Origin of the sequence: Propionivibrio sp. (genome assembly GCF_017995515.1) — a bacterium.
Lineage (GTDB): Bacteria > Pseudomonadota > Gammaproteobacteria > Burkholderiales > Rhodocyclaceae > Propionivibrio.
The window spans coordinates 1-10,594 of sequence record NZ_JAGOIT010000103.1 but is presented as its reverse complement, the minus strand read 5'-3'; the positions used below and the strand labels follow the sequence as shown (position 1 = coordinate 10,594).

The following is a 10,594-nucleotide window of genomic DNA, read 5'->3' as shown; positions in this document are numbered from 1 at the left end:
GCGCCGACGGCGATCCGCTTGCCGCGCAGAAACGCGAACGCTATTTCCCCTTGTTCTACAGCCTCGCCGCCGAGCACGACCGTTCGGCGCTCGGTCTCGATCTGCTGGCGCCGGCCAGGCATCTGGCGCCGATTTCGATGGCTATCGACAGCAACGCCCCAGCGGCCATCGCCCTGGCGCACACGCTGCTCGAACGCGCGTACGGCGGCAACCTGATGTTCCTGGTCGCGCCCGTCTATCGCGGCGACGCGGTGCCCGAGTCGAGAAACGCCCGCCGCGAGGCCGTGCGCGGACTCCTGCTGATGACGCTCGATCTGGCCGACATCTTCGACTCGGCGAACCGCTCGGCTGCCGAACCTGGCCTGTCCGCGCAGCTGTTCGATTACCACGACAAGTCGAACCTGATCGCGCGCTGGCAACCGCTTTCGCTCGCCAACCCGATGGCGGGCCGTTCGGACGGGCGTGGGTTCGTCTACAAGCAGAACTTCGAGCTGGCCGGACGCCGCCTGCTGATCCAGGTCGAAGCCGGTCCGGAGTGGGCTGAGCGCAACGAGTCGCACAGCGGCGCGCTGGTGCCGCTGGTTGGCGTGCTGCTGACGCTGGCCCTGCTCGTTTATCTGCACCGTCTGCTCGGCCGCAGCGCGCTGGTGGATGCGCTCGAGGCAAGGCAGGCCATCGACCACGCCGAGCGGCGCGCGGCCGAAGCGTGGGCCGGCAAGCTGTCGCTGGTGGTCGAGCAGAATCCGTCGACGATCATCATCACCGACCTCGACGGCCGCATCGAGTACGTGAACGATCGTTTCGTCGAAACGACCGGCTACGCGCGCGAAGACGCGCTCGGGCAGCACGTCGACATGCTCAACCCGCGCCCCCTGCCCGAGTCGTTCTTCGACCAGCTGCGCGAAACGATCGCCAGCGGGCAGAGCTGGAAGGGCGACCTGCAGACGCGCCGGCGCGACGGCACCGTCTATTGGGAACGGACGTTGATTGCGCCGATCCGCGACGCCGAGGGCAAGATCACCAACTACGTCTCGATCAAGGAGGACATCGCCGCGCTGCGCGAGGTGATGACGCGCCTGCAGGAGAGCGAAAGCCGTTTCCGGAGCGCCATGGGGGTGATGCTCGAAGGCCTGGTCATCATCTCGCCGGATGGCGACTACCTCTTCGTCAATCGCTCGGCGCAGGAGTCGATCGGCGCCGATCTTCTCGGGCGCAGGATCACCGATCTCGGCACCGAGATTCTGCGCGAGGATGGCTCGCCGTGTCCGCCGGAAGACTATCCGTCGCACCGCACCTTGCGCGACGGCTGCGAAATCCGTGACGCCGTGATGGGCCTCCGTGTGCAGGACGGCACGGTGCATTGGGCCGAGATCAACACGGCGCCCCTGCATATGGGCGACGACCCGCGCTGGGGCGTCGTCCTCACCTTTTCCGACGTGACCGAGCGGCGGCGCACCGAGGAGCAGCTCAAGCTCGCCTTCGAGGCGATCAAGCACAGCGGCGAGGGCATCCTCGTCACCAACGCCGAGCACCGCATCCTCTCGGCCAACCCGGCCTTCGAGGCGATGACCGGCTATCGCACCGACGAGATCATCGGCGCTGAGCCGTCGGTCATTTCGCTTGCCGAGTCCGGACCCGAACAGGAAGTCGCGCTGGCGATGCGCGAGGCGCTCGCCACCTCGGGCTACTGGCAGGGCGAAGTCTGGAACCGGCGGCGCAGCGGCGAGGGCTATCCCGGCTGGCTCGGCGTCTCCGCCGTGCAGGAAGCCGATAACCGGCCGATGTACTACATCTACATCTTCTCCGACATCACCGAGCGCAAGGAGGCGCAGAAGCGCATCGAGTATCTGGCGCACCACGACGCGCTCACCGGCCTGCCCAACCGCCTCCTGCTCTGCGACCGCGTCGCCCAGGCGCAGGCGCAGGCACACCGCATGCAGAGCCGCATGGCGTTGATGTTCCTCGACCTCGACCGCTTCAAGACGATCAACGATTCGCTTGGGCACCCGGTCGGCGACGCGTTGCTCAAGGAAGTCGTCGAACGCCTGAAGGGCTGCGTGCGCGAGTCGGACACGATCAGCCGCCAGGGCGGCGACGAGTTCATCATCCTCCTGAACGACGTGCGCGACGGCGAGGCGATCGCCCGTGTCGCCGACAAGATCCACCAGCGCATGGCCGCCCCCATCGTGCTCGGCTCGCATACGCTCAACACCTCCTTCTCGATCGGCATCGCCATCTATCCGGAAGACGGCAGCGACTTCGACACGCTGCTGCAAAAGGCGGATACGGCGATGTACCACGCCAAGGAGGTCGGGCGGAACAGCCACCGCTTCTTCACCGAGCAGATGAACCAGCGCGTCGTCGAGCACCTGTCACTGGAGACGAATCTGCGCCGCGCGCTCGAGAACAGGGAATTCGTCCTCCATTACCAGCCGCAGATGGATCTCGGCGAAGGACGGATCATCGGCGTCGAGGCGCTGATCCGCTGGAACAGCCCGAAACACGGCCTCGTCTCGCCGGCGCGCTTCATCCCGGTGGCCGAGGATTCCGGACTGATCGTGCCGATCGGCGCCTGGGTACTCAACGAAGCCTGCCGCCAGGCGCGCGCCTGGCAGGATGCCGGCTTGCCGCCAATGGTCGTCGCCGTCAACCTCTCGGCCGTGCAATTCAAGCGGCCGGAACTCGTCAACACCGTGATCAACGCGCTGGTGCTTTCCGACCTCGACTCGCAATGGCTGGAGCTCGAACTCACCGAGTCGATCCTGATCCAGGACGCCGAAGCGACGCTCGACACGGTGCGTCGCCTGAAGTCGCTCGGCATCAAGCTGTCGGTCGACGACTTCGGCACCGGCTACTCGAGCCTCACCTATCTCAAGCGCTTCGCCGTCGACAAGCTGAAGATCGACCAATCCTTCGTGCGCGACCTCGTTGCCGATCCCGACGACGCGGCGATCGTGCGCGCGATCATCCAGATGGCGCATAGCCTGAAGCTGAAGACGATCGCCGAAGGCGTCGAAACCGAGGAACTGGCCAACCTCCTGCGCATCTTCCACTGCGACGAGATCCAGGGCTACTGGCTGGCGCGGCCGATGCCGGCGGAGCAGATGGAGGTTTTTCTGCGCGAGCGGGCGAGTGATCAGTTTGCATGACAGCCTCGGGAGGGAGTTCTCAGGTGCTGGTTTCCGCGCCTGACGCGCGGGCGTACTTCTTCTTGTCTTGCCAAGAAGAAAGCGCGCCCACAGCTTCGCCCGGCTGCGCCGGGGTCTCTGCGCTGCTCAGCCGCAACGGGCCGATTGAAAACCATCCGGGTATCAACTGCCCACTACCGGGCAGGCTCAGCTTGGTGTTGGTCCCCTTTGGACGACGCCGAGCAACGGAGTACGGCCGGGGCCGTCGGCGAGGACTGTCTGAGGGGCGCAGCCCCGAGTTCCGCAGCCGCCCGGCTGTACGAGTAGCGCAGGGAACCCCGCCGAAGGCGGGGCGTCGGCCCGGGGTCGCCTTTTCTTTGGCTTCTTTCTTTTGGCGACCCAAAAGAAAGAATGCCCGCGCGTCAGGCGCGGAACAAAGCGTCTCCCGATCCTAAACGCACGAATACCCCCCATCGATGATGATGTCGGCACCGGTTGTGTACGAAGCTGCTTCGCTCGCAAGATAGACGACGGCACCCTGCAACTCCTCCGGCAACCCCATGCGCTTCATCGGCGCGAAGAAGAACCAGTTTTCCATGCGCTCGCGCGGCACATCGATCGACAGCGGCGTCGCCATGTAGCCGGGGCTGATGCAGTTCACGCGGATGTTGTACCTGGCCCACTCTGTGGCCAGCGACTTGGTCAGGTGGATGAGGCCGGCCTTCGCCGCGTTGTAGGCACACTGCGGCTGCGGCACGTTCACGATGTGGCCGGACATCGACGCGGTGCTGATGATGGCCCCGCCCTTGCCGGCCTTGATCATGCGCTGGCCGGCAGCGCGTGCCATGAGGAACTGCGCGGTGAGATCCACATCGACGACCTTTCGCCACTGTTCCAGCGTCATGGTCTCTGCCTCCGTGCAGATGCAGATGCCGGCGTTGTTGAAGAGAATGTCGACGCCGCCGAAGCGCGCATCGACTTCGGCGTAGGCCGCTTCCACCGCCGCTTCGTCGGCAACGCTCATCCTGATGCAGAAGGCGTCGCGGCCGAGCGCGCGGATCGCGGCCTGCGTCTCGGTGGCTTCGTTGAGATCAAACAGCGCCACGTCGGCACCGGCTTCGGCCAGCGCAATCGCCACATGGTGGCCGATGCCCTGCGCGGCGCCGGTGACGATGGCCTTCTTTCCGGTCAGGCGAAATCGATCGATGATTGACATGTCATGTCTCCTTGAGGGTCGAGTTGGGTGGTGTTGCTTGCAAAATCACTTGCCGAGCGCGTGCATGACGTCGCGCACGCTGCGGTTGTCCGACATCTCGCGGTAGCGGCGGTAGCGCTCGTCGTAGATGGGAAAGACGCCGGTGGTCGGTTCGACGACGCGGTAGTCGGTCGCGCCGAAACGGCCTGCGCCGTCCGAGTAGTTCGCCACGATGCCGGCGGCCACGGCGCCATGAATCGCCGCGCCGATCGCCGTCGGGTGCGTCAGGCGCGGGATTTCCAGGGAACAGCCGAGGATGTCGGCGAGCATCTGCATCAGCACGTCGTTTTTCTGCGCCAGCCCGCCGGTGAGCACTACGCGCTCGATCGGCGAACCGCTGCTGGCCAGCAGGTCGACGATGGTGCGCGCGCCGAAGCAGATCGACTCCATCAGCGCGCGGTAGATGTCGACCGCCGTTGTGCGCATGTTCATGCCGACGAGGAGGCCCGACAGCGTCGAATCGCCGAAGGGCACCCGGCAGCCGTTCCACCAGTCGAGCGCCAGCACATGGCCGGCGCCGAGCGAGCGCAAGGCGGCCGCGCGGTCGTAGTAGGCGAAGTCGTCCTTGACGTTGCCCGAGCGCGGAAAGGCGTTGATGAACCAGGCGAGCAGGTCGCCGAAACTCGCCTGGCCGGCCTCATAGCACCACGCGTCGGGAATCGCAGCGCTGTAGGCCGTACCCTCGATGCCCTTGGGCAAGGGCCGCGCCGTCTTGTCGAGCAGCAGGAAGACGGCCGAGGTGCCGAGCGCTCCCATCAGCGAGCCGCTATCGACGACGCCGAGCGCCGGCATCGCCACGTGCGAGTCGATGATCGCCACGGCGACGGCCGGTTCGCCGAGAATGCCCGTCTTCGCGCACCACACCGGCCTGAGCGGGCCAGCCGATGAACCGACCGGCAGGGGATCGGCCAGGCGTTCGGCAAGGCCGGCGACGACGTCCTGCGGATAGCCGCGCTCGCGCGAGAAATGCGCCTTGTACGTGGCAAAGCTCTCGCTGCGCGCCTCGTGGCCGGTGAGTTGCCATACGAGCCAGTCGCCGGCCTCGATGAAGCGCTCAGTTTCGTTCCACACTTCCGGCGCCTCGTCGGCGATCTGCGCGGCCTTGGCCAGCAACCATTCGCCCGACAGCCTGCCGCCGCAGTTGGCCAGATAGTCGCCGCCGCGCGCGTTGATCCGGTTGGCCCACGGCTGCGCCGCCTGGTGCTTCCACAGCTTGACGTAGGCGTGCGGGTTGCGCGGCAGGATGGACGACAGCGGCGTGCCGTCGGCCTTGCACGGCAGGGGCGAGCTGGCCGTAAAGCCGATGCCGATGCCGAGTACGTGGCGCCCGCGCCCGAGGCCGGCGAGGATGGCCTCCGCCGCCTCGGTGTAATCCGGCGCCACCTGCAGCGCCCAACCGCGCGCCAGCATTTCGCCGTCAGGTAGCGACGCCGACATGACGCCGTGCCGGTAGGCGTGCGTCAGGCTGCCGACGACGCGGCCGCTTCCCGCTTCGAGCAGTACGCCGCGCGCCGACTCCGAACCGAAGTCCAGACCGATCAGATATCCGTCCCCTGCTGTGCTCATCACCATCTTGCGCATCCCGTTTTCAATTCAATGGGTTCGACTATTTGTATAGTTTCATACAGATGATAATGCTGTTTTGGCCGCCCAATCAAATAAGGTGTGTCTTCTTCGCTGGAACGTCTGCCTCGGCCGCGGCAAGCCTCGTTCTTATGCCCGTTCACTAAAACTGATTCGGGGGAAAGGCCGGGTGAGCGCTTGATATAATTGCCATCCCCTCGAACACCCGGAAATCCAATCCCCATGCACAAGTTTCGCTCGCCGACGTTGTCGTTTGTCTTCTCGCTGTTCCTGTCGCTGTTTCTGTCACACCTCCTCCTTCCAACCCTCGCCTTTGCCCAGCAGTTGCCCACCCCGCCGGCGCTTGCCGCCAAGTCCTGGCTGCTGATCGAAGCCGGCTCGGGCCAGGAACTCGCCACACAGGCCGCCGACGAGCGCCTCGAACCGGCATCGCTGACCAAGCTGATGACCGCCTACCTGACCTTCGCCGCGATCAAGCAGGGCACGATCAAGCCGGAACAGACGATCGTTGTCTCGGAAAAGGCGTGGAAAGCGCAGGGTTCGCGCATGTTCATCCAGGTCAACACGCAGGTGAAGATCGAAGACCTGATCAAGGGCATGATCGTGCAATCGGGCAACGACGCCTGCGTAGCGCTCGCCGAAGCCATCGCCGGCAGCGAGGAAACGTTCGCGCAAATGATGAACCAGCAGGCGCAGAAGCTCGGCATGAAAGCCACCAGCTTCAAGAACGCCGCCGGCATGCCCGACCCCGAGCACTACACGACGGCGCGTGACCTGGCGACGCTCACCCGTGCGCTGATCCACGATTTCCCCGAGGACTACGCCAAGTACTACTCGATCAAGGAATTCCGCTACAACAACATCACGCAGCCGAACCGTAACCGCCTGCTCTGGCTCGATCCGACCGTCGATGGCGTCAAGACCGGCCACACCGAAGCTGCAGGCTACTGCCTGATCTCCTCCGCCAGGCGTGACACGCGCCGCCTGATTTCGGTCGTGCTCGGCACCAAGTCCGACGCCGTACGCGCGCAGGAATCGCTCAAGCTGCTCAACTTCGGCTTCCAGGCGTACGACGCCGTCAAGCTCTACGCCAAGAACGAGGCCGTCTCCAACCTGAAGGTCTGGAAGGGTACCGAGAAGACGGTGAAGGCCGGCTTCACGGAAGATTTCATCATGGTCGTACCCAAGGGATACGGTCCGCGCATCAAGTCCGAACTGCAATCGCAGCAGCCATTGATCGCGCCGGTCGCGCAAGGCCAGATCGTCGGCACCATGAAGGTCAGCCTCGACGACAAGCCGTACGGCGAGTTCCCGGTCGTCGCCATCGACGGCGTTCCGGTCGCCGGCATCTTCGGCCGCGCCATCGACACCATCCGTCTCTGGTTCAACTGATTTCGCAACGCTTTTTCATCCCCTAAGGACGCACCATGACCGCCTATGTCAACGGCAAATTCATGCCGATCGCCGAAGCCAGGATCTCTCCGCTTGATCGCGGCTTCCTCTTCGCCGACGGCGCCTACGAAGTCATCCCGGTGTACGGTCGCTACGGCTTCCGTCAGGAAGAGCACATGCGCCGCTTCCAGGTCTCGCTCGACGGCATCCGCCTGCCCAACCCGCACACGCCGGACGAGTGGCGCGCGCTGATCAAACAGATCATCGCCAATGCGCCGTTCGAGGACCAGCAGCTCTACATCCAGGTGACGCGCGGCGCCGACGTCAAGCGCGACGCAGCGTTCCCGGTCAATGTCCCGCAGACCGTCTTCATGTTCACCGCGCCGATGGCCAAGCCGAGCGCCGAAATGCGCGCCAACGGCGTCGCCTGCATTACCGCGCCCGACATCCGCTGGGGCCGTTGCGACCTGAAGACCGTTGCCCTCCTGGCCAACTCGCAGGCCCGCCAGCTCTCGGTCGACGCCGGCTGTACAGAAACCGTGATGATCCGCGACGGCTACCTGACCGAAGGCTCGGCGTCGAACGTCTTCATCGTCAAGAACGGCGTCGTGCTCGCCCCGCCGAAGAACAACCGCATCCTGCCCGGCATCACCTACGACGTCGTCTTCGAACTCGCCGCCAAGCACGGCGTGCCGAACGAAGCGCGCCCGATCAGCGAGGCCGAAGTCTTCGACGCCGACGAAATCTGGATCACCTCCTCGACCAAGGAAATCCTGCCGGTCACCAAACTGAACGGCAAACCGGTCGGCCACGGCGACGCGGCGGGCAAGGTCGGCCCGGTCGCGCAGAAGCTGCACAAGGCCTACGTCGACTTCCGCGACGCACTCGTCGCCGCTTCGAAGAATGCCTGATCAGGGTCCGGCGCAGGACACTCTGCTCGAGTTCCCCTGTGCCTTCCCGCTCAAGATCATGGGTCTGGCCAGCGACGGCCTGGCCCAGGCGGTGCTTGAGGTGGTCCTGCGTCACGCACCGGATTTCGACGGCGCGACGATGGGCATGCGCGCGTCGAGCGGCGGCAAGTACGTCAGCCTGACCTGCACGATCAACGCGACGTCGAAAGCGCAGCTCGACGCGCTCTATCGTGAACTTTCCTCGCACCCGCTGGTCAAGGTGGTGCTTTGAACGAAGCGCCGAGCGTCCGCAATCTGGGACGCGTGGACTACGAACCGACGTGGCAGGCGATGCTCGACTTCACGGCGGCGCGCACGGACGAAACGCCCGACGAGCTGTGGATCTGCGAACACCCGCCGGTCTATACGCTCGGTCAGGCCGGCAAGCCGGAACACCTGCTCGTCGATAACGGCATTCCGCTCATCAAGATCGATCGCGGCGGCCAGATCACCTACCACGGCCCCGGCCAGGTGGTGATCTACCTGCTGCTCGACCTCAGCCGGCGCGATTTGAAGGTGCGCGAGTTGGTGACGCGCATCGAGCAAGCGATGATCGACTTTCTCGGCGAACACGGCGTCGCGGCCGAACGGCTCGACGGCGCGCCCGGCGTCTATATCAAGCGCCAGGGCATCGTCGCCAAGATCGGCGCGCTCGGCCTGCGCATCAGGAAGGGCCGCTGCTACCATGGCCTCAGCCTGAACGTCGATATGGATCTTTCGCCGTTCAACGCGATCAATCCCTGCGGCTACGCCGGCATGGCGGTGACGCAGACGCGCGACCTCGGCGTCGCGCTGACGCCGGCTCAAGCCGGCGACGCACTGGCACAACACCTGCAACGACAACTGGAACAGGCATGAGCGAACACGAATCCGCAGCAACAACCGGCAAACCCGCCGCCAAGGTCGCCGGCGTCAAGCAGAAGGGCGAACTGAAAACGGCGCGCATCCCGATCAAGATCGTCCCGGTCGACGAGCCTTTACGCAAGCCGTCGTGGATCCGCGTCAAGGCCGGCAACGACACCGGCCGCTTCGGCGAGATCAAGTCGATGCTGCGCGAGCAGAAGCTGCACACCGTCTGCGAGGAAGCCGCCTGCCCGAATATCGGCGAATGCTTCGGCCGCGGCACGGCGACCTTCATGATCCTCGGCGACATCTGCACGCGCCGCTGCCCGTTCTGCGACGTCGGCCACGGCAAACCGCTGCCGCCCGACACCGAAGAGCCAGCCAATCTCGCCGACAGCGTCGCGCACCTGAAACTGCGCTACGTCGTCATTACCAGCGTCGACCGCGACGACCTGCGCGACGGCGGCGCCCAGCACTTCGTCGACGTCATCGCCGCCGTACGCGACAAGTCGCCGACGACCACCGTCGAGACACTCGTTCCCGACTTTCGCGGGCGCACGGAGATCGCCGTCGACGTGCTCGGCCAGTCGCTGCCCGACGTACTCAACCACAACCTGGAAACCGTGCCGCGCCTCTACAAGCAGGCCCGCCCCGGCGCCGACTACCAGCACTCGCTCGACTTCCTCAAGGCATTCAAGGAGCGCTACCCGCAGGTGCCGACCAAGTCCGGCCTGATGGTCGGCATCGGCGAAACCGACGAGGAGATCGTTGAGGTCATGCGCGACCTGCGCGCGCACGGCGTCGAGATGCTGACCATCGGTCAGTACCTCGCGCCGTCCGGCCACCACCTGCCGGTCGTGCGCTACGTCCATCCCGACACCTTCAAGATGTTCGAGAGCGAAGCGCTGAAGATGGGCTTCACCGGTGCCGCCTGCGGCCCGATGGTCCGCTCAAGCTACTGGGCCGACAAGCAGGCGCACAATGCGGGCGTTGCCTGATGTGGATTCCAACGACAAATGAGACTGAACATCGATAATTGCGACTGAGAGTCTTGTCCGAAAATCGAAAGGTTTACGTTTCGATCTGGGGAAGGCGGGAAATATGAAAGAACTTGAACTGATCGAGGCAATTTGTCGCGGAATTGACCCGCGTGATGGATCAATTCTCGATACGCGGCGTGACCCGATCTGGACGAGGCAAGGCTTGCCTATCTTCGTCGACTCAGACTCTTCGAGCAGCGCAGAATCCCCGGCGTGCACGCACAGCAGGCCGAAGCCCAGCCAGAGGCCAGTGAACCCGAACAGCACGGAGGCCGCACAGCGCGTTTCTGAGCGTTTCAGAGGGATTTGCAGCGGGAGGGCTTGTGAACCCTGAGCGGGGCGTGATAGCCTACGGTCAGTCAGCCGTCACCCTGGAAACCCAAGCGGGGCTGACGAAGTGGA

Annotated in this window: 8 protein-coding genes; 6 read left to right on the top strand and 2 right to left on the bottom strand. The window is 64.9% G+C overall.

What is annotated here, in order from left to right; translation table 11 throughout:
- The coding region (locus tag KBA32_RS14245; protein WP_294360150.1) for an EAL domain-containing protein at positions 1-3,149 on the top strand (3,149 nt) is incomplete at its 5' end.
- Between the two features lie 430 nt (positions 3,150-3,579).
- Here the strand turns inward: KBA32_RS14245 and KBA32_RS14240 are convergent.
- Together KBA32_RS14240 and KBA32_RS14235 are read right to left on the bottom strand one after the other, a co-directional pair.
- Positions 3,580-4,344: an SDR family oxidoreductase gene (locus tag KBA32_RS14240; protein ID WP_294360147.1), complete on the bottom strand. Its 765-nt coding sequence runs from the start codon at positions 4,342-4,344 to the stop codon at positions 3,580-3,582.
- Between the two features lie 45 nt (positions 4,345-4,389).
- Positions 4,390-5,964 (bottom strand): FGGY-family carbohydrate kinase, encoded by a 1,575-nt coding sequence (locus KBA32_RS14235; RefSeq protein ID WP_294360144.1) that lies wholly within the window; start codon positions 5,962-5,964, stop codon positions 4,390-4,392.
- A gap of 225 nt (positions 5,965-6,189) precedes the next feature.
- Here KBA32_RS14235 and KBA32_RS14230 point away from each other — a divergent pair, with 225 nt between their 5' ends.
- The 5 genes from KBA32_RS14230 to lipA are packed head-to-tail and all read left to right on the top strand — an operon-like array spanning position 6,190 to position 10,150.
- Positions 6,190-7,359: a D-alanyl-D-alanine carboxypeptidase family protein gene (locus KBA32_RS14230; protein WP_294360141.1), complete on the top strand. Its 1,170-nt coding sequence runs from the start codon at positions 6,190-6,192 to the stop codon at positions 7,357-7,359.
- A 35-nt stretch (positions 7,360-7,394) separates the two neighbouring features.
- A complete protein-coding gene (locus KBA32_RS14225) occupies positions 7,395-8,270 on the top strand; it encodes a D-amino acid aminotransferase (protein ID WP_294360137.1) in 876 nt (291 codons plus the stop codon).
- Complete coding sequence (locus KBA32_RS14220; RefSeq protein ID WP_294360134.1) at positions 8,263-8,541, top strand: DUF493 domain-containing protein; 279 nt, start codon at positions 8,263-8,265, stop codon at positions 8,539-8,541. Before KBA32_RS14225 ends, KBA32_RS14220 begins: the two co-directional genes overlap by 8 nt.
- Positions 8,538-9,167, top strand: a complete 630-nt coding sequence (lipB, locus tag KBA32_RS14215; RefSeq protein WP_294360131.1) for a lipoyl(octanoyl) transferase LipB — start codon at positions 8,538-8,540, stop codon at positions 9,165-9,167. The genes KBA32_RS14220 and lipB overlap by 4 nt, the downstream gene beginning before the upstream one ends.
- A complete protein-coding gene (gene lipA, locus KBA32_RS14210) occupies positions 9,164-10,150 on the top strand; it encodes a lipoyl synthase (RefSeq protein WP_294360128.1) in 987 nt (328 codons plus the stop codon). Before lipB ends, lipA begins: the two co-directional genes overlap by 4 nt.
- The last annotated feature ends 444 nt before the right edge of the window (positions 10,151-10,594 follow it).

Coding starts and splice junctions, on each gene's coding strand:
- KBA32_RS14240 (WP_294360147.1), bottom strand. CDS start 4,344: ATGTCAATCATCGATCGATTTCGCCTGACCGGAAAGAAGGCCATCGTC.
- KBA32_RS14235 (WP_294360144.1), bottom strand. CDS start 5,964: ATGCGCAAGATGGTGATGAGCACAGCAGGGGACGGATATCTGATCGGT.
- KBA32_RS14230 (WP_294360141.1), top strand. CDS start 6,190: ATGCACAAGTTTCGCTCGCCGACGTTGTCGTTTGTCTTCTCGCTGTTC.
- KBA32_RS14225 (WP_294360137.1), top strand. CDS start 7,395: ATGACCGCCTATGTCAACGGCAAATTCATGCCGATCGCCGAAGCCAGG.
- KBA32_RS14220 (WP_294360134.1), top strand. CDS start 8,263: ATGCCTGATCAGGGTCCGGCGCAGGACACTCTGCTCGAGTTCCCCTGT.
- lipA (WP_294360128.1), top strand. CDS start 9,164: ATGAGCGAACACGAATCCGCAGCAACAACCGGCAAACCCGCCGCCAAG.